We start from the raw sequence: 20,249 nt of genomic DNA on the forward strand, positions 1-20,249 counted from the left end.
CTAGCTCCAAGGACCGCTTGTGGCCGGTTTCTGCCTGTCGCCAGGCGCAGCTTCGGATAGACATCTACCTCGTGTACACACCCTGCTGAGCTTTTCCACCGACCGCCCCAGCCTGCTGTGTTGCCCCTACCTTCTTAGTCCTCGCCGAAACGGTCTTTGACCCCCTTCCTTCCCAGTACCGAACCTCTCGCCCGCGGCACATCCGCGTGCCGTGCGTTTTGTCTGGGAGGTTGGGTTCGGGGATGCATGCAACAACGGTGCTGTACGGCCAAGTAATTGTGGTGTTGGCCATTACCCTGTCCGGGGTATGGGGTGCCACCCAGCGGACGGCAGCCGCGCTCGGTTACCAGGCTCGCCTTGGCGCGCCCTGGTTCGAACTACTGGGCACGCCGGTCTATCATCCCTGGCGTCTGTTTGAGTGGTGGTTCGTCTTCGATGCCTACGCGCCGGACGTATTCAATGTCGGCGGTAGCATCGCTGCTTGCAGCAGCCTGCTGGCGTTGGTGGTGGCCATTGGCATGGCGATCTGGCGGGCGCGCCAGGCACGCCGAGTCACCACCTACGGCTCGGCGCGCTGGGCCGACGCGGATGAGGTGCGCAAGGCTGGCCTGACCCAGCCTGCGGGTGTGTTCCTCGGCCAATTCGACAATCAGTATCTGCGTCACGAAGGCCCCGAACATGTGCTGACCTTCGCGCCGACGCGCTCGGGCAAGGGCGTCGGCCTGGTGGTACCCACCCTGCTCACCTGGCCGGCCTCGGCGGTCATCCACGACATCAAGGGCGAGAACTGGAGCCTGACTGCGGGATGGCGCTCGCGCTTCTCGCACTGCCTGCTGTTCAACCCCACAGACCTGGCCTCGGCCGCCTACAACCCGCTGCTGGAAGTGCGGCGCGGCGCCCACGAGGTGCGCGACGTGCAGAACATCGCCGACATCCTGGTCGACCCGGAGGGAGCGCTGGAGCGGCGTAACCACTGGGAGAAGACCAGTCATGCGCTGCTGGTCGGCGCCATCCTACACGTGCTCTACGCCGGTCAGGACAAGACCCTGCGCGGCGTCGCCAACTTCCTCTCAGATCCGGCCTGCACCTTCGAGCTGACCCTGCACCGGATGATGACCACGCCGCACCTGGGCGATGCGCCCCATCCAGTGGTGGCCTCGGCCGCGCGGGAGGTGCTGAACAAGAGCGACAACGAGCGCTCTGGCGTGCTGTCCACCGCCATGTCCTTCCTCGGCCTGTATCGCGATCCAACGGTGGCCGAGGTCACCTCGCGCTGCGACTGGCGCATCGCCTCTTCCCCTGTGCTGAGTGCGGCGGCAACTTCTCTGGATCGGCGCACGCGCATGTTGCGCACGGCAATGGGCCCACTGATCGCTGCCGCCCTGGACGACCCGGACGTGGTCGAGGTGATGCTCAACCCCGACGGCGCGCTCTGGCTGGATCGACTGTCCGCTGGCCGCGCCCATCTAGGCACGCTAGCGGCTGCCGATGGTGAACGGATCATCCGCCTGGTGGCTGCGCATGTCGGCCAGGAGGTACATCGCAACAAGCCTCTGCTGAGTGCAGAGTTGCCAGAGACTGGTGAGCGCTTCGAAGGTGTACTACCGCCCGTAGTGGCTGGGCCGACCTTCGCTCTGCGCAAACGCGCCGCCGGCGTCATCCCGCTACAGCAGTACGTGGCCGACGGCATTCTCAGCGCCGCGCAGGCCGAGCACCTGCGTGTGGCCGTAAGTGAGCGGCAGAACATCCTGGTGGCAGGCGGCACCAGCAGCGGGAAGACCACTCTGGCCAACGCGCTGCTGGCCGAGGTGGCCGGTAGTGGTGACCGCGTGCTGGTGCTGGAGGACACGGTCGAACTGCAGTGTCCGGCCTTCGATCACGTCGCTCTGCGCACCAAGCCCGGCGTGGTCTCCATGGCTGATCTGGTGCGCAGCACGCTGCGTCTGCGCCCCGACCGCGTGGTGGTCGGCGAGGTGCGCGGCGGTGAGGCACTGGATCTGATCAAGGCCTGGGGCACCGGCCATCCCGGCGGTATCGCCACCATCCATGCCGGTTCCGCGCAGGGGGCGCTGCTGCGCCTGGAGCAACTGATCCTGGAGGTCGCCCTGGCCGCGCCGCGGGCGTTGATCGCCGAGGCGGTCAACCTGTTGGTGTTTCTCGCCGGACGTGGCCGCACGCGCTATGTCCAGCAGATCGCCCGCGTCACCGGCTATGACGAGCGCGGCTATCAACTCACTTCCATCGCCCCCGCATTCATTCCTTCACTGACTCAGGAAAACAGTCATGACTGCCTGCCATCCCCGCGTTGCTAATCGTCGTCGCCTCGTCGGCGCCTTGATGCTCGGCGCCCTCTGCTTGAGCGCCTCCCTGCCAGTGCTCGCCGCTGGCTCCGGAATGCCCTGGGAAGGACCACTGCAATCGATCCTTGATTCGGTACAGGGGCCGGTGGCGCGCATCATCGCGGTGATCATCATCATTACCACAGGCCTGACGCTGGCCTTCGGCGACACCAGTGGCGGCTTTCGCAAGCTGATCCAGATTGTCTTTGGCCTGTCGATTGCCTTCGCCGCGTCGTCGTTCTTCCTCAGCTTTTTCAGCTTTGCCGGCGGGGCGGTGATCGCATGAACGGCGAGCGCGAACTCATCCCCGGTTTCGAGGTGCCACTGCACCGCTCGCTGGCCGAGCCGATTCTGCTCGGTGGCGCGCCGCGCAACGTGGCGATCCTCAACGGTACTCTGGCGGCGGTGGTCGGTCTGGGCCTGCAGCTGTGGCTGCCTGGCTTGGCGCTCTGGTTGGTCGGCCACACGCTGGCGGTGTGGGGCGCACGTCTGGATCCGCAGTTCCTGCAGGTATTTGCCCGGCATATCAAGCAGCCGTCGCTGCTGGATGTGTGAGGAGGCCGCCATGCTGAACCTCACCGAATACCAGCGCCGCCCCGCACAGTTGGCCGACTGGCTGCCCTGGGCCGGTCTCGTCGCACCCGGCGTCGTATTGAACAAGGACGGTTCTTTCCAACGCAGCCTGCGCTTTCGCGGGCCAGACCTGAACAGCGCCACCCAAGGCGAGCTGGTGGTCACCTCGGCGCGCCTGAACAATGCCCTGCGTCGCCTTGGATCGGGCTGGGCGCTGTTTGTCGAGGCCGAGCGCCTGGCGGCCGCCGACTACCCTGACAGCGATTTTCCCGAGCCGTTGTCCTGGCTGGTGGACGAGGAGCGCCGTGCTGCCTTCGAGGCGCACGGAAGCCACTTCGAGAGCAGTTATCACCTGACGCTGCTCTACCTGCCACCGGAAGAATCGCGCTCGCGCGCCGCCGGCCTGCTCTACGAGCACCGGCCGCAACGCGGAGTCGACTGGCGCGAACGGCTGACCGCCTTTGTCGCCGAGACAGATCGTCTCTTCGACCTGCTGGACGGAGTGATGCCAGAGCTCGCCTGGCTCGATGACAGCCAGACGCTGACTTACCTGCATGCCACGATTTCGCCCCATCGCCAGCGGGTGGCTGTACCCGAGGTGCCTTTCCATCTCGATGCTCTGCTGGCCGACAGTCCTTTGGCCACTGGCCTGGCACCGCGCTTGGGTGAGCAGCACCTACGCGTGCTGTCGGTACGTGGCTTTCCCACCTCGACCTGGCCAAGCGTGCTGGATGACCTCAACCGTCTGGGCTTCGCCTATCGCTGGTCGACCCGTTTTATCTGCCTGGACAAGGTTGAGGCCGAGAAGGAACTGGTGCGCCTGCGCCGGCAGTGGTTTGCCAAGCGCAAGGGCGTCCTGGCGCTGCTGCGCGAAGCGATCTTCCAGCAGGAAAGCCCACTGCTCGACAGCGACGCCGCGAACAAGGCCAGCGACGCCGACGCGGCGCTGCAGGAACTCGGTGCCGACCAAGTCGCCTTCGGCTATGTGACGGCCACGGTGACGGTGAGCGATGCCGACGCCCAGATCGCCGACGAGAAGCTGCGCCGGGTCGAGCGGGTGATCCAGGGCCGCGGCCTCGTCACCATCGCCGAGAGTCTCAACGCGGTGGAGGCCTGGCTCTCGTCGATCCCCGGCAACGCCTACGCCAACGTCCGTCAGCCGTTGATCTCCACCGTCAACCTGGCGCACCTGATGCCGGTCTCGGCAGTCTGGGCTGGCCCGGCACGCAACGAACATCTGGATGCCCCTCCATTGGTGATCACCCGCACCGATGGCGCAACACCGTTTCGCCTGGTCACCCACGTTGGCGACGTCGGCCACACCCTGGTGGCTGGCCCTACCGGCATGGGCAAATCGGTGTTGCTGGCGACCCTGGCCCTGCAGTTCCGACGCTACCCGGGCGCGCGCCTGTTTCTCTTCGACATGGGGCGCTCGCTGCGCGCTACGGTGCTGGGCCTGGGTGGCGAGCACTACGCCCTCGGAGGCGACGGCGACCTGGCCTTCCAGCCTCTGGCGCGCATCGATCAGCCAGGATACCGAGCCTGGGCCGCCGAGTGGCTGGAGGCGCGCCTGCTGCAGGAAGGTGTGGCCGTCGACCCCGAGCAGAAAGCCGCGCTGTGGACGGCGCTGGACAGTCTGGCCGGCGCGCCCGAGGCGCAGCGCACACTGACCGGTTTGTCCGTGCTGCTGCAGGACAACGCTCTTCGCCAGGCGCTGCAACCCTATGTGCTAGGCGGCGCTCATGGCGCATTGCTGGATGCCGACCGGGATCGTCTGGGCAGAGCCGACGTGCAGTGTTTCGAGATGGAAGAACTGATGTACAGCAAGGCGGCGGTGGCTGCCGTGCTGAGCTACCTGTTCGCCCGTTTCGAGGAGCGCTTTGACGGCGCGCCGACACTGCTGATCCTCGACGAGGCCTGGCTGTTCCTCGACGCTCCGCTGTTCGCCGCGCGCATCCGCCAGTGGCTCATGCTCGCCTCGCTGGCCTTGCTCGGCCTGGGAATCTTCGGGCCGGGCATTGCCACCGGGTTGGTCTCTGGCGCACCGCAACTGGGTGCTGGTGCAGCAGCCGGTACCGCACTGGGCGCGGCGGGCATGGCTGCTGGTGCTGCTGCAGTCGCCACAGGTGTCGGCGGCGCGGTATTGGCCGGCGCGCGTATGGCACCCGGTGCAGCTCGCTTGGCAATCGGTGGCGCTCGCGCTCTGGCAGGAGCCCCCTCCGGCGCTGCGGCAAGTGGCGCCCCAGCAGCTTCCGATCCTGTAACTGCCCCTACCAAACAGCCCGACTGGGCCAGGCGCCTGCAGCGCAGGCAACAACTCTCACAGGCCACCAGCACGGTCGCCCACACCCTTCGTGGTGGCGATGGCGGTGGTTCATCACCTGGGCCGCAGATTCGCGACCCATCGAATTCGTAAAGGAGGACGAAGATGCGATTCACACGTCCACGGGTGCGCTACAGCGACACCCCCCAACCCATCACACCCTACCAGGCCGCAGCACAGGCCTGGGACCTGCGCATGGGCAGCAGCCTGGCGCAGGCACGCAACTGGCGACTGATGGCCTTCGGTTGTCTGGGCCTGGCGCTGCTGATGGCAGGCGGACTGGTCTGGCGTTCGGCGCAGTCGACGGTGACGCCCTACGTGGTGGAGGTCGACAACCTCGGCCAGGTGCGCGCCGTTGGCGAAGCCGCCAGTCCTTACCAGCCCCAGGATGCGCAGATCGCCCATCACCTGGCGCGCTTTATCGAGCAGGTGCGTTCTCTGTCGATCGATCCGGTGGTGGTGCGGCAGAACTGGCTGGAGGCCTATCACTCCACCACCGACCGAGGCGCAGCCACCCTCAACGACTATGCCCGCGCCAACGATCCCTTCACCCGGGTCGGTAAAGCGATTGCGCCATCCGGTTCACACCGCGAGCGAGAACGGTATCGGTGACGTTGAGGATGTCAGCCCTAGTGACGTTTTTCATCTCCTTTTCGCCAAGAAGTGGGAGCACATCCTTTTCGAACTGACGACGAAGCTCTTTGCCTCCATCTTTGCGGCCTTTGGGCTTGTCGGATTTCATCCAGCGGTCGAAAAAATCATTCACTGTTACACGGGACGCCTCTTCCCGCGCTTTCGCTTCGATCTCTTCTGCGCGCCGATCAGCCTCGGCCTGACGCTCGCCCATTAGGTCTTCGCCTTGGGATATGCGAGCCTTGGCCTTCAGTGCATCTGACCTTGCAGCTGCCACGGTAATGGTCGGGAACTCTCCAAGCGGCAGTCGCTTGTTCCCCCACTTCGCCCCGATCTTGACGCGGTAACGTAGTGACCATTCCTTGCCTTTTGCGTTAACCCGCAGCTCCAGGCCAGGAACCTTTCAGCGACGTGAAGCAGATGTTTGCTTTCGCTGTTGATCGAGAAGTGATCAGCGAGAGCCCTGCTGAGAACATCAGTAAGCAGAGCATCGGCAAGGCCACTAAGCCACGCGAACGCGTACTGAGTCCTCGGGAGATCCGGGAACTCGACCTGGCCTTGGAGTCTTCAAGCCTCAATCGCGTCACTCACATCATCTATATGCTTCAGATCTCTATGACGTGCCGAATCAACGAGCTGTGCCAGGCTGCATGGTCAGAGTTCGATTGGGGCAAACGCACATGGACGATTCCAGGCGCTCGTACAAAATCAGGACGCCCAATCACCGTTAACCTATCCGCTTATTCAATCGGCTTGTACGAAGAGCTAAAAACGCTGACCGGCCACACTGCCTGGTGCTATCCGGGCCGTGATCCGGAGAAGCCGATCAATCGGAAGGCCGCGACAAACCACGCTCGCGACCGACAACTGCCTGATGGGAAAGGACCTGCCACAGGGAGAACGGTACAGACGCAATCCCTTCTCATCGGCGGTGAGCAGTGGAAAACGCACGACCTTCGCCGGTCTGGTTCTACGCTCATGCAGCAGCTTGGTATTCCAACCGAGGTCTCAGAGCGTTGCCTGAACCATGCCGAAGGTAACAAGGTGAAAGCTACGTACCATCACTACGACTATGAAAAAGAGATGAAGCGGGCTTGGTATCTGCTCAGTGAAGCGCTTTCTGTTATCACCGGCCCAGAGGGTGAGGACTTCCTGAAGGAGTTGGATAAGGACTACCTGAGGGAGCCAGATGACGAGATTGGCATGCTCGCACTCGTTAAGAAATACTACAAAAAACCCGACGAAGGGCAAGAGTCTGCGTAGAACGTGGCCTCCGACCCGACAATGCAATTGTCAGCCCCATTCGAGCGCTGTGAAACGTCAAAAATAGGGGTTGACAAAGGAGGAGGCTATTGACCGCAAACACTGCCAGGCATATAATATGTCATAAATTATATGCCGAAGGGAGGGCAGCGATGGGAGCAGCAGTAGCAGTACAACAAGAAAAATTTCTGAGGTTTGGAGCGGTAGCAGAGCTAATCGGACTTAGCAGGAGCACCATCTGGAGGATGGAGCAGGAGGGGAAATTCCCGAAACGCGTCCAGCTTGGCAGCAAAAGCGTAGCCTGGAGGCTAAGCGACCTGAATCACTGGATGTCATCTCGATAGAAACTGGAAGGAGGTCTTATGGCCGCCGACTTATGAAAAGGCACCCTCACTCGGTGCCTTTTTTCATTTCTGTACAGTGAGATCAGTCTCTCGCGGCTTCCATTCTTGCCCATCAAGCACTGCATCAACCCAGCGCTGAATCTCCACGCTGTCCCAGCCGACGATTCCACCACCCAACGGACGAGATTTTGGAAATTTCCCCGCAGCGATGTAGTTGTAAATGGAGCTTCGCCCAAGGCCGCTCACAAACATGACTTCTTTGAGCCGCATGACGCGCCGAGAAACATTAGTCATCGTGATCCGCACCGAATTCTCGCCCAACCGGCTTCATCTGCTGCCAGTCCTTTTCCTCACCACCATGGGTCGGCGGAGCCTTTCCGAATCGGCACAGCTCCTCGATCTCGAAATCATCATCAAAGAGACGACACTGCCGGTGGCTGTCTCTCAAACACAGAACAGCGTGCTTCAAGCAGCCGGGACAGATCAGCAGGCTATAGCGCTCACCATCAACCACGCCCTGGACGTGGCCAGCGGTGGCGGGGAAGCCACAGACTTGGCAGCGCTGCCCCTCCCCTTCTTTTGTTGCCAAGCAGGGTTCAGTACAAGGGGCGGGTTCTGGCTCACCCTCGAATGTAGCCTTGATCTCGGTTTGGCCGAGGGTGTCGAAGTCGTCACCAAAGGTCAGCTGACCGGCGAGGAAGCCTGTGCGGTTAGGTTTCTTGTCCATCCTGATTTCTCCTCCCTGCGGTGCCCCAGCCCAGGGCTTTTTGTGAGTCAGATTCCTTGATGTTCCATCCGCCGAGCGTGTTTAACCAAGGCCTGATTTTTGACCATTGCCGCCACGTCTCATATCCGGCCTGGCGGTTTTCAGGCTTCTGGCATTTCGGATCTGCTTTAACTAACTCCGCGAGTGACTCTTCGATCAGCGTGAGAGATTCAATGATCTGCGATGGTGTCAGATACACTTTATTATCTACGAGCTTTCCTTTGTTTTTGGATTCGAATGTACTGAAATACTTAAGCAGCTTTGCTGTGTTTTTCGGACTTTTAAAGTGCTTACGAATCTCGTGCTGTCGAGCCATTACTTCAGTGTACGGCACTGCAAGAACACGCTCTCTTTTTTCGCCAAACACTACACGATAAAAACAAACCGTATTCTTTAGCTCTCGTATCCACAACCATCCCTTTTCTATATCTTCCATAAGTAGCCTCTTCTTCTTATTATTCTATTGCATGCTTATATTATACCATGCAAATAGCAATAAATTTCAGAAGAAGGAATTTATGTCAAATATTTTTACAGCCTTTCGACTAAGAAATCCAGTGGTGATTGCTTAGTAGTTATGAGGAACAATGTGCGTACACTTGTTTATATGTGTAAACTGATTGTTCCTGAAAAGGCTGTGGTTAACTAAGAAAAGTCTGGCTTGGCAGGCCTGAATTTTCAGTGATCCAGGACGCCCTCAGGGCGTGTTTTCTGAGGCCCTAGCTCTGATGCATGGCTTGCAGAGCTTCCAGATCCATCCCTCCTCTACGCGCTCAATTGCGTTCGTAGCACCACAAAATTGGCAAATGCCATCAGTCGCCCGCTCCACAGCATCGGCCAGCACAACCAGATGCTCTGGCAAGCCTGCACAATTAATGCGGAGATAACCGTGAGATGGATTAATCCCAGCTGGCTGAACGCCAGACTCTTTGCATGCAACAAGAAACGCATCAGCGTATTGCTGCCAACCTTCGTAAAATTCACCCAGACTTCCCGGTTTTCGAACGTCCATTTACCCACTCCTCCCTATAACATGACACTACCGCTGGCTACCTTCAGCGCAGCTGGTGTTAAAAAAGAGAATAGAATTTTAGTACATGATTTGTTCTCTAGCACATATTCTTCATTTCAGATCTGTTCTCTAGAACAAATCTATCAGCCCAAATCTGTTCTCTAGCACAAATATTTTTTATGGAAATGTTCTCTAGAACAGATTTCAATTCAATTCTTGTTCTCTAGAACAAATCTTCTCACCTCATTTGTTCTAGTGAACAGATTCCACACCCGAAAAATGTTCTCTAGAACATATATGTAGAGAAATCCTGTTCTAGCAAAAATATTTTAAACAATCAATCGAAAACTTCATGCACCAATTAAAATAAGTTAATAATTAATGTTATAATCATTTCTAAGAGAAGAAATTCCAAGCAAGCTATGTTCAACCCCCTCTACAAACTTCGTACCTCAGCTTGTAGAGAGCGTAGAACGGCTTGTGCTCATACCCCAAGGGGTTCTGCGCTGTAGAAAGAAAACACCAAGAACTATAAAAACAAAGGTGGGCAATGAAGAAAATCAAGACCAAGGGCGGTCGCCCGAGAATAGACAATCCAAGAACTGTAATTTCGGAGGTTTACTTGACCCCGGGCGAAGCAGAAGAACTTCGATGTGCCGGAAAAACCTTTGGTTACGCTTATCTCTCGCAATTCCTCAGAACTGCTGCATTTGCACTTATCAGGCAAAAGAGCCTAGGGCTAGACGCAAAATCTGCGTGTGTCGCTGCTCATCTGGGGGCAATAGCATCGGATGTTAATGCCCTGCACCATCTCGCAAGCGACCCCAGCATGCCAGAGGCTGCTTTTATAATTTCCGGTTCACTCAAGAAAAAGCTAGTAGATCTTAACAAACTCATACAACAACAATAAAAAGAGAGAATAATATGATTAGTAAAAAGGCAAAATTTTCAAAAAATTTTAGAGCGCGAATTCTGTACGAACTTGCCGCCCGCCATTGCGATAAAGAAAAAATCAAGCATGTGGAGTTCATAGGAGGAAATATTGTATCCGGAAACCCTTACTATGAATATCACGAAGGTGGAGAACGCAAGGTTTTCATTGATCCCGAACAGATCATAACTGAGTTCGAGCAACACGCAGCTCAGTACAAAGGAGACAGCGACAACCTCTGTGGACACTACATCCTTTCCCTCGCCAAAGGCGAGAAGCTATCCAGTGCGGAATGGTTAAGCTCTGTTCACAGCTATATGAAGTCGTTAGGGTATGACGACTCAACAAAATATGTCGCAGTGATTCATAGAGACACAGAATTAGAGCATGTACATATCGTCGCATCGCGCGTAAGGGTTGCAGCGCGCGATGCGACTAGCTCAAGAGCAGCCCTAGGCGCAAATTTCCAGTTAGTGGCGGACTCGAACGATAGACATAAAGGCATGAACGCCGCACGCGAGATTGAGCACAGATACCGGCTTTCCACCCCCCGCACAGATGGGTGGACTAAAGAAATACCACGGTTCTCAGATCCCAAGAAAGATTATGCCTACATCATGCGTGGTATTTCCAAAGCAATTTTTAAAGCCCCTAATCGACCTAGAACTATGTCACAACTCGTTGATAGATTTGCTGAGCGCGGAATCAGCATTCAAGTGAAGCACAACAATGGGAAAATATTTGGGATCAGCTACAAACTGACTAATAAAAACGTAAAATTCATCTCTGGCACTGACGTCATGTCCACCATGCTCACGTGGGACGCCCTGCAAAGAAACGGAGTAAGTTACTCCCCGCATAGGGATAATTTGAAACTTGGCCTAGGCCTAGGTATAGCTCAACCAGACTTAGCATCTACAGCCAAATTTGATGCTACGTTCAGAGCATATATTAAGATTACCAAGCCAAAATCTAGTCTGAATAAATACGTACGAGAGCGCTCAAACAAATATGATTTCTTCGGTGACAGGACGAATTACCACCTGGGGTTCAATATAGGTATAAAACTCCCTCAGCGAAAACTCAAAAGACAGGAAGTACAGCACGAGATAGAGAAGCAAAGACTAGATAAAATTATCCGGGACATCATGAAAATGGTTGAGAGCATTCTTCAAGCGATCTTCTCTATATTTGAAGTAACTATTGACTACGAATCTGAAATACACGATCTTTCAGATGTAGCTTTGAAGATCAACGTACCGATGCAAGATGATTTTCTTGACAAGAGTGTTGATGGGAAACTAAAAAGCCAATGCATAAGCCAGCTAAAATTTGTAATTGCTCAATGCTTGAATAACGAAAGAAGCACTTTAAACGAGCCAAAATTAGTTAACTGACAGTTGGCGTTGCGAGCACTGACGGATAAGCATCATTAATCCTCGCCTCTGGCTGGCCCCTTTCCCGTCAGGGGGCTTAGATTTGAGGACTGTCATCATCAAACATGCCGTGAATACCCATAAACTGGATGTTCAGAAAGTGGTCATTGCGAACGAGAACATCGATTTGATTCTTTCTAAACATGACCGGTCTTGCGCTTAATGACCCGTCCCAAGTCTGGAAAAGGAAAAGCTCCGCATCGTCGTATCCAATACCCCACCAGTAAACGAATGCATTAAGAAATTTGGTCATCACCTGGAGAGCCGCTTTGGCATCATGATGGGTATATAGCTCTGGATCCGGACCCAATAGCTTATGTTTCACATCCTGTCCCTTGCGAGGAGGTGACGTTATTACCGAGTGCAATAATCTGCCATCTGGCCCAACCTGAGTCTCAACTGGCAGCGACCGTTTCACTACCTTTGGATGAACCATCGCATTTCTGTTCTTGACTAAGTTACTTACTGCCTGGACATGAGAGTCACCTTTAGGAAGGTGATTATCAGTATGCCATTGGAGTACAAAATTAAACTTATCTATAGTTGGAAATTTATCGATACTATCCTTTAGAGGGGTTGTCAACTCGACGGATTGTAGAAATGAGTTAGCAGCTGCCTCGATTGCAAAATTTACAGCTAATACAGACGACTTAGCTAAGGCACTGTTGAGATCATCGTTATCACATGCCATCGCTGCTTCATAAAGCAATACAGCATCTGAAAAAATCAGCAAGAAATTATTCTCTCGAATAGTAACGTCTCGAATCACTCCCCTCCTCCCCTACATTTTGTCTTACCTAAGATCACGAAAGTATTTCACTCATCGGTACTATGCCGCCTAAACCATCATGCTTGCTAGACCTGTCGAATAACAAAATAACCAGTATCGATTGCACCGTCCGATTCCCAGTTAATATTGAACACCTTGAACCCTTTCTCAACGGAGAATCTTGGAGACTGTACCTCAGCGAGGACAACTATAGAGTCTACAACCCGTTTGTTGTCCTTCCCCCAGTGGCTAGAACCTGACAACGGTTTATTTTGATCATTCAGAAAATGCCTCATATCAAGAGTGGAGACACAATTCTCGAACAGAATTTCATACACACCATCTTGTTTAGTGGAGCGAAATCTATACTCCTGACCGCCTAAAGAAACTCCGTGCAATTCGTATTTCATTTTCTCCCTCATTATTAAATATAATTAAATAGATTCGGAGCCTACTCTAGATCTGAGTCCTTGAAGATAGGATATAAGAATTTCAAGCTGCTCTTTATTTGTAGCCAATGGGTACTCAGCTGGCCCCGACCGCAGAATGTCATGATGATCAACAAAGAGCAGTTCGCCGTTCAAGTACTCGCGATATTCCTCCACCGACATCTCCTGCATGCTAAGAATATCAACCGCCTCAATATCATTTGAAAACTTTAACTTAGTGTAAGCCATATTATTCTCCAATACCTAAAGCTTTTCGCTTAGGTATTTCTCAGTAGCAGTTACGAGATCGCAGATAAATCTAATGTGTTTCCGTAGCTCGTCACGGGTCACTGCATGCGCAACGGGCTGACCAGGAAGCGGACGAAGTGAGCGATGTGCGATATCCCCACGCTTCTTGGCAATCTTGTTAAGCTCGGATTTGGCACGGGCCGGATCAAAATGATTCCAAACCCAACCTTCAGTAATATCCACACCAAGGTATTTCTCAAAAATTGGTTTTACACGATCAGTGCTTGGCGTATGAAAGTACTTCAGATCGCTTTGTAGTGACGAGATAAAGAAATTCGATAAGTGCCCGCCATTCGGAGCGCTGCCCGCTATCTTATACGCTGCCTCGATGATCCTATCCTCTATATAGGTTTCGAGTGCAGCTAATGCCATGACAAGGCTTGCTCTCTTCAACACCTCCGCGTTGGCTGGTGGCGGATTTGTATTTATAGCGTCAAAATGGTTGAGAAGCTCTATTGCGTCTTGTATTGAATGATTAAATGTCTGAAATGACTGCGAGACCATCTATAAACCTCAAAACTGCAAGCGACATATAATTAACGGCGGCAAATACTGCACTTTAACTCACTGACAGCGAGCAGTATGACTGCAACCATCAAAATTTACGAACAAGCTCCACCCATTCAACACTTTTATTTTCAGTATTAACTCTTACAAACATGTAACCGCTAGGCGGTTTTGAATTCACATCAAATCCAATTGAATCAAGTTCTTTCACTCCAGAGTGATAGTCCGACAAGAAGTCTAGAAAAACCCCCACTACTTCGTTGTAATCAACATCCGCCCCAGGCTTAGGCAAAAGTAATTTAAATCTATTACCATCACTTGCCTCAGCATATATAGAGCATGCCATGCTGTAAGGATTATCTTGGCTAAGCTTGCCTTTAGTACCAACCAAAACTGGCTCGATCCTAGGCTGCGTCATCACCTTTGTGGTGGTATCGGAGATCTTCCTCTTGAGCACTAAATATAAATCCTTGCCCATTTCACCAAGGAAAGAATCGAATAAGGATTTGGAAAGATACGTTGCTACCAGCGGAAGCATGAACCACTCAAGACATGCTTGAGGTCCACTTGGCGGCCTTGACTGTACTAAAACAGTGACTTTTTCAACATCCAGCCCCTCAGAGAAACTCTTGAATAGATCTTCAGGTAGCCCATTCTCGAATAATAATGTTACATCAGGCTTAGCCAATTTAATCTCCATGCCCACCTCTCCTAATAGCTTACCTACCCGTTCGTTAACTCCCCAAAGCCTGCACTAACCAGCTTCGGACGTAGCTCTTTTAGGCATGAGTTAGGTACAGCCAACCAGAACAGATTTCTCGCTCTAGTAACCGCAACGTATCCAATGCGGCCTTCTTCATCGCCAGTGCCTCCCAACAGAGCTTCGATGTGAGCTTTCTTGGCTACGTAAAGCACCGCGTCAATGCTCTCCCCTTTGACTTGGTGAACCGTTTCTACCCTGATTTCAGGCCCTTGCTTTCCAACTGGGGAGGCTGCATTGAGCGGTGCGTTGCGCAGATCTCGCTTACTCAATTTGTTGCCAAGATTAGCCACCGAAGCGAATCCGTAGTCCCGCTGGATATGTACAAGAAGACTGCGTATGCGCTGTAGAAGTAGCGCATGCCACTCACTTTCGCCAAGCAGGTTGGAGGATGGCAATCCAGCATCAGCATCACGAGTAAAGCCCCAAAGAACCCGACGCAGCCTCAACATCCACTCCTCCTGAGGTGCGCCTAGAAGCTTGGAGGCCAAGCCGCTCGGGGCATCCTCCAGCAAGCTCACCACACCTCTGCTCACAAGCTTGAAAGCATCCAGAAATCGTGCATGTTGATCCCGTAAAAGCGCAGCTTCTGTAAATGCTGTCATTACCCCTCTTCCAGGAGGTTCAACCTCACCAGACAGCTTGGCGACTCTATCGGCTCCTCTAGCCAGAATTACTGCCTGCTCGTGCTGTAAACCCAGCTCATCTAGACAATCTCTAAATCTATCGAACAGCCTCTCTAGCTCTGCATCTTTATAACCTAAGAAATAAAGCCCACCTGGCTGGGGCTCTCTATAGGGCTTGTCTTCGCGTCCACTCAGAGCGTTTGCCAGATCAATAATGGGAGGCAGAGAGCGGTAGTTACGTGTCAGCTCGAACCCACTGACACCCTCACGCGTGCTGTAGGAGCGGAGAAATGAGCCATCGGCACCTGCAAAGCCATAGATTCCCTGGTTCGCGTCGCCGATAAGGGAGACTTGAACACCTTCTTTAATGAGTAGCTCCAGGATTTCCTGATGCACCATGCCTAGGTCTTGGGACTCATCAACAAGAATCTGTGGATACCGAGTAGCTAGAGCACGTAAAACAGCAGGCTGATTGGAAAGAGTTTTGTAGATCCAGTATCTACCTAGATCGTGTGTATATGCTCCCGTGCGCCCCAGCCTTCCGACCAACTCTAAGGCTTTAGCTTGATCAAGAAGCTCATGATTATCCCCGGTACCAGAGTAGAAGAATGTCTTCCCATCTGCGATGCCCACTTTGAATTCGGCTATAGGTAATGGAAACGATCCATCTCGCCAATAAGAAAAACCACTCAGAAACGGTTCGCTTCCCGATACCAAAAAGGCTGCTTGATTAGCCCCCATCGTTCGATGAGCGTGAGGACGTATTACGTGACTAGTGAAGAATCCATCTAACGTGTCCACCTCGACACGCTTGAGATTTACACCATCTGGTAGATTGATTGCAAGTTGTTGAAAACCCTTATTGAAGGTGTCGACGGCAACGTTGGAGAACGACAGCAGTGCTACGCGTCCACGGCTGCTCTTCATTAGCTGTCGGATGTAAATCAGGCGCCTTATTGCAGTAGCTGTCTTACCGCTTCCTGCGCATGCTGTTACGGCCATGGCCCCTAATGGCGCCTGTATAACCGCCAGTTGCTCATCAGAGAGCTTCATTCTTTCGCAGCTCCCTGACAGGCATGAAGTATCGCCATACGGAGATATTCGGGTACTTCACAATCTTCGCTGGTAGCCAGAACCTGAGCCAGCGCCTGGCTATAGCGCCCCTTTTGAATGCTACTGTCCTTACGCTCAAACATGCCGCAGAAAAGCGCCTTAGCTTTCGCAGTGTTATCTGGTGCGGCTTCCACGATCTTGCGCAATGCGTTGGCGATACGGGGATGGGGATCGGCCAAAGCAGTAAGCATTGGCTCCCTATTAGCCTCCAGAAGTGCCAAGTCGTATTCCAGCGTTTTCACACCATGGAAAACCCTCACATAGTGATCCTCCAAAGCTTTCATCTTGACGGTATTGCTCGACAACCTGATCGCTTCACCTAGCGCTGGGTAAACACCTACTCGCTTGGCCTTTTTCTTCGCCTTGGCTTCTCCATCAGCGGGCACTTCTTGCTCTAGCTCATCATCCCCAGCGTCGTCTTCCTCCTCAAGATACGCAGCCTCCGCTAAAACCTCTTCGTCTCCTATCGCTCCTGGTTCATCGTCTTCACCGGCTTCAAGCTCTACTTCCCCAACGGGATCTGCATCCGTAATCAGAGAAACAGGAATTCGTAGTGCCTTCTCCCCAAACAGCGGCAGAAATGAGTCAAAGTTCAACCCTTCAACGCTGATGAGGCTTATACCGTGATCTCTTAAGTCCAACCCCATTCTCGTGGCAAGAGCATCCACAAGCATCAGTTCAGCGGCCCCTTCCACGAAGATCACCCTTCGGGCGAAAAACAGCTCAGCTCTGGTCACATCCAGGTAGCGTTCCAGCTTTTCACGCTTCCCTTTAGCAAACTCAATCTCACGAGGAAAGAACGTCTCAACACCTGCTTCTGTCTCGACCAAGCAGGTAAGCGATTCGAGTTTGGAATTGCTCGCAAAATTCGGTGAATGGCTCGTCACGAAGAGCTGTACGGGCTTCTCGCCTTCTCCCGTAGGAATTCCAGCAAGATAGCGTAGGAGAACTCTCTGTAGCTGGGGATGCAAGTGCGCCTCTGGTTCTTCGACAATCAAGCTCCGATATGCCGACTCCTGGTTCTTGGCCAGCTCAGAGAGCACCACCGCCATGAAGATCAGATTGTTAAAGCCCAGGCCATTCTGCTCGATCTCCAATGCGTCGACCGTAAGGGACAACCTGGATGACAGGCGCTGAAAATCGGTGGCGCTCAACCCAACCGCCAGTGATTGAGCCAATTGCGCCCCCAACATGGAATCATGGCGGGACGAAATCGCGGTTTGGGTGCTTTGTATGGATGGGTTTGCCTGAAGCTGCTCATCCAACGCTTTCAGAGCTGAATTGATTTCTTCGCGACCAGCTTTATCCGTAAGCAGGTGAAGCAGACGAGAAAGCTGGCTGTTACGACTAGGGCGCAATCCTTGTGCCGCATCGCGAAGTGGTTGAAGGTACACTCCTCGGAGGTTCTCCATCATATCGGAGGTCAAAGCCACGTCTTGATGTTCCCCACACCAACGCTTAACTCTGAATCGACCTGTCTGATCTGCGTCCGTGTAGCTCACATGGATGTGAGCCTCCATCGACTGACCGTCAGCGCTTGGCCTCAAGGCTGCAATGAAGTCAGCCTCGTCGTCGTGGCTGAGCCCACAAAAAACAAAATGAAAGCTGATATCGCCAGCTGGCTCCCCTTCCGCAGGGCGATGACGATCTGAGACGTCGAGGCGCGGGAATGGCTCATCGTGCCCGGCAAGAAGGGTCCGAAGAGCATCAACTACTGCGCTCTTCCCAACGTTGTTTGGACCAACCAGCACGTTCAGACCTGGCTGAAATTTCAGCTTTGCCTCACGTAGCTTACGGAAGTTGTTGACGTTGAGTTCAGCCAGGTACATGCATGCCTCCATCCTTGGTTTATTGATGGCATACTAAATCAGTTGCGTATCGTGAATCGACTCTTACACACCTCGCCCTCTCATTTTGACCGACGATCAACCGTAGGGCCCTAGCTAGGGCTGGTCGCCGAAAGTAGCCGCACAATAGCAAGGCTTGCTCTGCGACACCTCCAAACCTCTATATCTGTCAATGATCTAGAGGCTCTGAAGACCTCCACTGAGGATGCCCACCTCTATCCAAATAGCGCACCTAGTGTAGAAAAAAGTACACTTTTTTACCGATAGATCGCGGGTCGCCGAGTCAGCAGAATTGCCTCCACACAGCACAGAAATTTCTTCTGCGCAAAGCCTGGAGCTAACACTATGTCTTTCTTTGAATCCGTTTTCGATTTTGTTGGTAACGCAGCCGGAGCGGTAGGCGATGCGGCCATGGTAGTAGTCGATACTGTGGGCGATTTGGCCAGTTCGACAGCAGATACGGTAATTGAGAATCCAGGGAAGGTCGCACTGATCTGCATTGGCACTCTCGCCACTGGAGGAGCTGCCGCAGCCTTTGCAGGTCCAATTGCAGCAGCGGTTGGGACCACTGGGCTACTTGGTGCGACAGCATCCGGTACGGCCATAAGCACTCTTTCGGGAGCCGCCTTGACCAACGCCTCACTGGCAGCACTTGGCGGTGGGGCGATCGCAGCAGGTGGTGGCGGGATGGTTGCTGGAGCGACAGTCGTAGCGACAACAGGAGCGGCAGTAGGCGCAACTGTAAGCAGTATTGGTGTGGCCGTAGCATAGGATTAAGGAAACTCTGATGGCACGTATTACCAAATCACAGAAAGCTGGTTTGGACTTTCTAGATCAGATTTACTTTAGCGACATCCTAGTTCATCTGGGTATGAACTACGAAGAAAGGCAGCAACTAGATACGATAATTAGAAGCGTCAAGACTATGGCTGAGAGAAAATACTCTGGCCGCGAAGCCGAAGTAATAAAGCACCTAGCATATTTTTTACTGGAAGTTAACCTTGCAACCACCACTAAAGAATTGGCAATTTCCGACTCTACAAGAGTTCTTCCACCTGATCTATCTATAGACACGATCGAAGCTGTAGACAACTTCAAGAAGGACTTCCAAAGCGCCCTCATGCTTGTAACACTTGAAAAAAATACAGGAATCAGCGCTGAATTTGCATTTGAAATCTACGATTCTCTAAAGAGCGAATTCATTGGCTACTCGGCACTTGTAAAGCGAGACCTCTTGACACGCTGTTTTGTACGTGAATTCAGAGACTCATCAATAGGGGTTTACAGCTGGATGACTGTCAAGGGAGTGCTACCGGTAACTAAAAATAGCCCAGAGAGATTATGCAATGACTTCAATGAAAATTTTGAAACTAGACTTACACTAGTTGCTGACTATGAGATGCTCATGCATTACTTCAAGCTAACAATTAGCAAAGATAATTCTGCAAGAGTATTCCTTAACAACGCAAATTTCGAACTACAAGAAACAACCATTGATCGTCTTTTAGACATACAAAGAGTTTTTCATGAAGCCATATCTAAGAAAAGCTTACGCAATAGCTTTCCGCAACTTTCTAACCGAGACCTAAACATAAAGCATCAGATAACCTATTTCTTTGAGCAGTGGGGAAATCGAAAGACAAGGCTACGCACGCATACAGGGACACTAGCTAGCTGGCCTGGAATAATCGGAGCAGGGATGGTTCAAAAGCAGCTTGATCATGAATATTACGAAGCCGCTCGAGAGAAACTGGGAAATTGCGCTGGGTCTGTTAATATTTCAGACCTAACAGTCACAGCAATTTACAATGCATTCGACAACCAAAACACCATTACCGAGTCCGTGCGCGAAAAGCTTGAGAATTGCGGAATAAGAATTAGCGCAGATACCTTATACAGAAGCCACGCGCACATGAAAAAAACATTAATTAGACTTTTGAGAGCCTACTGTGAAATGACACGATCTTCACAAATCGCACTTTCAGCAATGCACGATGACAGCGCATATATTTCTATATTCATTCAGTCTGACAACCTACCAAACCATTAAGAAGTATCTGGGAAGAGCGTAAACCTTAGCCCTTCTCCTCAGTCGTCTCGATAGCGAGGCTTGAGATACCGCCAGAAGGCTGATCGCGCGAAGTAATCGGAGGTGTGCTCAAGACATCCCCCCCCTGCAACGCAATGGGTACAGCACCGAAGTAACGCTCCAGAAGTGATGATCTAGCCACCTGAGATGAAATGCTGAACTGGCCTCCGTCGGTATACAT

General features: G+C 53.2%; 20 protein-coding genes and 4 pseudogenes. 12 read left to right on the plus strand and 12 right to left on the minus strand.

All coding sequences use genetic code 11. From position 1 onward, the window contains the following. Window positions 1-242: 242 nt before the first annotated feature. From traG to trbF, 7 genes and pseudogenes are all read left to right on the plus strand, one after another. Window positions 243-1,292: pseudogene (gene traG, locus L1F06_RS14215) on the plus strand (IncP-type conjugal transfer protein TraG); the annotation flags it as partial. Between the two features lie 51 nt (window positions 1,293-1,343). After that, window positions 1,344-2,312: a P-type conjugative transfer ATPase TrbB gene (gene trbB, locus L1F06_RS14220; RefSeq protein WP_014596912.1), complete on the plus strand. Its 969-nt coding sequence runs from the start codon at window positions 1,344-1,346 to the stop codon at window positions 2,310-2,312. After that, entirely contained in the window at window positions 2,284-2,625 is a 342-nt protein-coding gene (locus L1F06_RS14225) for a TrbC/VirB2 family type IV secretion system protein (RefSeq protein WP_014596913.1), read from the plus strand. The genes trbB and L1F06_RS14225 overlap by 29 nt, the downstream gene beginning before the upstream one ends. Further along, window positions 2,622-2,894 (plus strand): VirB3 family type IV secretion system protein, encoded by a 273-nt coding sequence (locus L1F06_RS14230; RefSeq protein ID WP_014596914.1) that lies wholly within the window; start codon window positions 2,622-2,624, stop codon window positions 2,892-2,894. The genes L1F06_RS14225 and L1F06_RS14230 overlap by 4 nt, the downstream gene beginning before the upstream one ends. A 10-nt stretch (window positions 2,895-2,904) precedes the next feature. Beyond that, window positions 2,905-4,881 (plus strand): annotated as a pseudogene (gene trbE, locus L1F06_RS14235) (conjugal transfer protein TrbE); the annotation flags it as partial. Next, a pseudogene (locus L1F06_RS25030) lies at window positions 4,879-5,328 on the plus strand (P-type conjugative transfer protein TrbL); the annotation flags it as partial. The pseudogenes trbE and L1F06_RS25030, both read left to right, overlap by 3 nt. A 12-nt stretch (window positions 5,329-5,340) precedes the next feature. Continuing rightward, window positions 5,341-5,799, plus strand: a pseudogene (gene trbF, locus L1F06_RS14245) (conjugal transfer protein TrbF); the annotation flags it as partial. On the opposite strand, the gene L1F06_RS25005 reads toward trbF, so the two are convergent. Beyond that, window positions 5,783-6,259, minus strand: coding sequence for an integrase arm-type DNA-binding domain-containing protein (locus tag L1F06_RS25005; RefSeq protein ID WP_129482271.1), 477 nt, complete (start codon window positions 6,257-6,259; stop codon window positions 5,783-5,785). The pseudogene trbF and the gene L1F06_RS25005 overlap by 17 nt on opposite strands. A 29-nt stretch (window positions 6,260-6,288) precedes the next feature. Here L1F06_RS25005 and L1F06_RS14255 point away from each other — a divergent pair, with 29 nt between their 5' ends. Continuing rightward, window positions 6,289-7,131, plus strand: coding sequence for a tyrosine-type recombinase/integrase (locus tag L1F06_RS14255; RefSeq protein WP_252576785.1), 843 nt, complete (start codon window positions 6,289-6,291; stop codon window positions 7,129-7,131). A gap of 152 nt (window positions 7,132-7,283) precedes the next feature. Continuing rightward, complete coding sequence (locus L1F06_RS14260) at window positions 7,284-7,475, plus strand: helix-turn-helix transcriptional regulator (RefSeq protein ID WP_129482291.1); 192 nt, start codon at window positions 7,284-7,286, stop codon at window positions 7,473-7,475. Between the two features lie 63 nt (window positions 7,476-7,538). On the opposite strand, the gene L1F06_RS14265 is transcribed toward L1F06_RS14260, so the two are convergent. The 4 genes from L1F06_RS14265 to L1F06_RS14280 form a co-directional block, all read right to left on the minus strand. Further along, a complete protein-coding gene (locus L1F06_RS14265) occupies window positions 7,539-7,769 on the minus strand; it encodes a helix-turn-helix transcriptional regulator (RefSeq protein ID WP_252576642.1) in 231 nt (76 codons plus the stop codon). Further along, entirely contained in the window at window positions 7,762-8,202 is a 441-nt protein-coding gene (locus L1F06_RS14270) for a hypothetical protein (protein ID WP_129482269.1), read from the minus strand. The genes L1F06_RS14265 and L1F06_RS14270 overlap by 8 nt, the downstream gene beginning before the upstream one ends. Beyond that, window positions 8,186-8,677 (minus strand): hypothetical protein, encoded by a 492-nt coding sequence (locus tag L1F06_RS14275; RefSeq protein ID WP_129482268.1) that lies wholly within the window; start codon window positions 8,675-8,677, stop codon window positions 8,186-8,188. The genes L1F06_RS14270 and L1F06_RS14275 overlap by 17 nt, the downstream gene beginning before the upstream one ends. 261 nt (window positions 8,678-8,938) lie before the next feature. Next, window positions 8,939-9,253 carry a hypothetical protein gene (locus L1F06_RS14280; protein ID WP_129482267.1) on the minus strand — a complete coding sequence of 105 codons (315 nt, stop codon included), beginning with the start codon at window positions 9,251-9,253 and terminating at the stop codon, window positions 8,939-8,941. A 550-nt stretch (window positions 9,254-9,803) separates the two neighbouring features. Between L1F06_RS14280 and L1F06_RS14285 the strand changes: the two genes are divergently transcribed. Together L1F06_RS14285 and L1F06_RS14290 are read left to right on the plus strand one after the other, a co-directional pair. Next, window positions 9,804-10,163: a hypothetical protein gene (locus L1F06_RS14285; RefSeq protein ID WP_129482266.1), complete on the plus strand. Its 360-nt coding sequence runs from the start codon at window positions 9,804-9,806 to the stop codon at window positions 10,161-10,163. A gap of 14 nt (window positions 10,164-10,177) precedes the next feature. Further along, a complete protein-coding gene (locus tag L1F06_RS14290; RefSeq protein WP_129482265.1) occupies window positions 10,178-11,581 on the plus strand; it encodes a relaxase/mobilization nuclease domain-containing protein in 1,404 nt (467 codons plus the stop codon). A gap of 76 nt (window positions 11,582-11,657) precedes the next feature. Here the strand turns inward: L1F06_RS14290 and L1F06_RS14295 are convergent, their stop codons facing one another. The 7 genes from L1F06_RS14295 to L1F06_RS14325 form a co-directional block, all read right to left on the minus strand. Beyond that, a complete protein-coding gene (locus tag L1F06_RS14295; protein WP_129482264.1) occupies window positions 11,658-12,389 on the minus strand; it encodes a hypothetical protein in 732 nt (243 codons plus the stop codon). Window positions 12,390-12,475: 86 nt separating this feature from the next. Then, window positions 12,476-12,799, minus strand: a complete 324-nt coding sequence (locus tag L1F06_RS14300) for a hypothetical protein (RefSeq protein ID WP_129482263.1) — start codon at window positions 12,797-12,799, stop codon at window positions 12,476-12,478. 24 nt (window positions 12,800-12,823) lie between these two features. After that, window positions 12,824-13,066 (minus strand): hypothetical protein, encoded by a 243-nt coding sequence (locus tag L1F06_RS14305; protein ID WP_129482262.1) that lies wholly within the window; start codon window positions 13,064-13,066, stop codon window positions 12,824-12,826. Window positions 13,067-13,081: 15 nt separating this feature from the next. Further along, window positions 13,082-13,630, minus strand: coding sequence for a HEPN domain-containing protein (locus L1F06_RS14310; protein ID WP_129482261.1), 549 nt, complete (start codon window positions 13,628-13,630; stop codon window positions 13,082-13,084). 91 nt (window positions 13,631-13,721) lie between these two features. Further along, on the minus strand, window positions 13,722-14,333 hold the full coding sequence (locus L1F06_RS14315; RefSeq protein WP_129482260.1) for a hypothetical protein: 612 nt from the start codon (window positions 14,331-14,333) through the stop codon (window positions 13,722-13,724). Between the two features lie 23 nt (window positions 14,334-14,356). Beyond that, complete coding sequence (locus tag L1F06_RS14320; protein WP_129482259.1) at window positions 14,357-16,072, minus strand: ATP-dependent helicase; 1,716 nt, start codon at window positions 16,070-16,072, stop codon at window positions 14,357-14,359. Further along, window positions 16,069-17,961, minus strand: coding sequence for an ATP-dependent nuclease (locus L1F06_RS14325; protein ID WP_129482258.1), 1,893 nt, complete (start codon window positions 17,959-17,961; stop codon window positions 16,069-16,071). Before L1F06_RS14325 ends, L1F06_RS14320 begins: the two co-directional genes overlap by 4 nt. Window positions 17,962-18,766: 805 nt before the next feature. Here L1F06_RS14325 and L1F06_RS14330 point away from each other — a divergent pair. After that, window positions 18,767-20,029, plus strand: coding sequence for a hypothetical protein (locus tag L1F06_RS14330; protein WP_129482256.1), 1,263 nt, complete (start codon window positions 18,767-18,769; stop codon window positions 20,027-20,029). The last annotated feature ends 220 nt before the right edge of the window (window positions 20,030-20,249 follow it).

The sequence above is a fragment of the Pseudomonas hydrolytica genome (assembly GCF_021495345.1).
GTDB classification, from domain to species: domain Bacteria; phylum Pseudomonadota; class Gammaproteobacteria; order Pseudomonadales; family Pseudomonadaceae; genus Aquipseudomonas; species Aquipseudomonas hydrolytica.

Excerpts from the sequence above, each read along its gene's own strand:
- trbB (WP_014596912.1), top strand. The coding sequence starts at position 1,344 with ATGTTGCGCACGGCAATGGGCCCACTGATCGCTGCCGCCCTGGACGAC.
- L1F06_RS14225 (WP_014596913.1), top strand. The coding sequence starts at position 2,284 with ATGACTGCCTGCCATCCCCGCGTTGCTAATCGTCGTCGCCTCGTCGGC.
- L1F06_RS14230 (WP_014596914.1), top strand. The coding sequence starts at position 2,622 with ATGAACGGCGAGCGCGAACTCATCCCCGGTTTCGAGGTGCCACTGCAC.
- L1F06_RS14255 (WP_252576785.1), top strand. The coding sequence starts at position 6,289 with ATGTTTGCTTTCGCTGTTGATCGAGAAGTGATCAGCGAGAGCCCTGCT.
- L1F06_RS14260 (WP_129482291.1), top strand. The coding sequence starts at position 7,284 with ATGGGAGCAGCAGTAGCAGTACAACAAGAAAAATTTCTGAGGTTTGGA.
- L1F06_RS14265 (WP_252576642.1), bottom strand. The coding sequence starts at position 7,769 with ATGACTAATGTTTCTCGGCGCGTCATGCGGCTCAAAGAAGTCATGTTT.
- L1F06_RS14270 (WP_129482269.1), bottom strand. The coding sequence starts at position 8,202 with ATGGACAAGAAACCTAACCGCACAGGCTTCCTCGCCGGTCAGCTGACC.
- L1F06_RS14275 (WP_129482268.1), bottom strand. The coding sequence starts at position 8,677 with ATGGAAGATATAGAAAAGGGATGGTTGTGGATACGAGAGCTAAAGAAT.
- L1F06_RS14280 (WP_129482267.1), bottom strand. The coding sequence starts at position 9,253 with ATGGACGTTCGAAAACCGGGAAGTCTGGGTGAATTTTACGAAGGTTGG.
- L1F06_RS14285 (WP_129482266.1), top strand. The coding sequence starts at position 9,804 with ATGAAGAAAATCAAGACCAAGGGCGGTCGCCCGAGAATAGACAATCCA.
- L1F06_RS14290 (WP_129482265.1), top strand. The coding sequence starts at position 10,178 with ATGATTAGTAAAAAGGCAAAATTTTCAAAAAATTTTAGAGCGCGAATT.
- L1F06_RS14300 (WP_129482263.1), bottom strand. The coding sequence starts at position 12,799 with ATGAAATACGAATTGCACGGAGTTTCTTTAGGCGGTCAGGAGTATAGA.
- L1F06_RS14305 (WP_129482262.1), bottom strand. The coding sequence starts at position 13,066 with ATGGCTTACACTAAGTTAAAGTTTTCAAATGATATTGAGGCGGTTGAT.
- L1F06_RS14310 (WP_129482261.1), bottom strand. The coding sequence starts at position 13,630 with ATGGTCTCGCAGTCATTTCAGACATTTAATCATTCAATACAAGACGCA.
- L1F06_RS14315 (WP_129482260.1), bottom strand. The coding sequence starts at position 14,333 with ATGGAGATTAAATTGGCTAAGCCTGATGTAACATTATTATTCGAGAAT.
- L1F06_RS14320 (WP_129482259.1), bottom strand. The coding sequence starts at position 16,072 with ATGAAGCTCTCTGATGAGCAACTGGCGGTTATACAGGCGCCATTAGGG.
- L1F06_RS14325 (WP_129482258.1), bottom strand. The coding sequence starts at position 17,961 with ATGTACCTGGCTGAACTCAACGTCAACAACTTCCGTAAGCTACGTGAG.
- L1F06_RS14330 (WP_129482256.1), top strand. The coding sequence starts at position 18,767 with ATGGCACGTATTACCAAATCACAGAAAGCTGGTTTGGACTTTCTAGAT.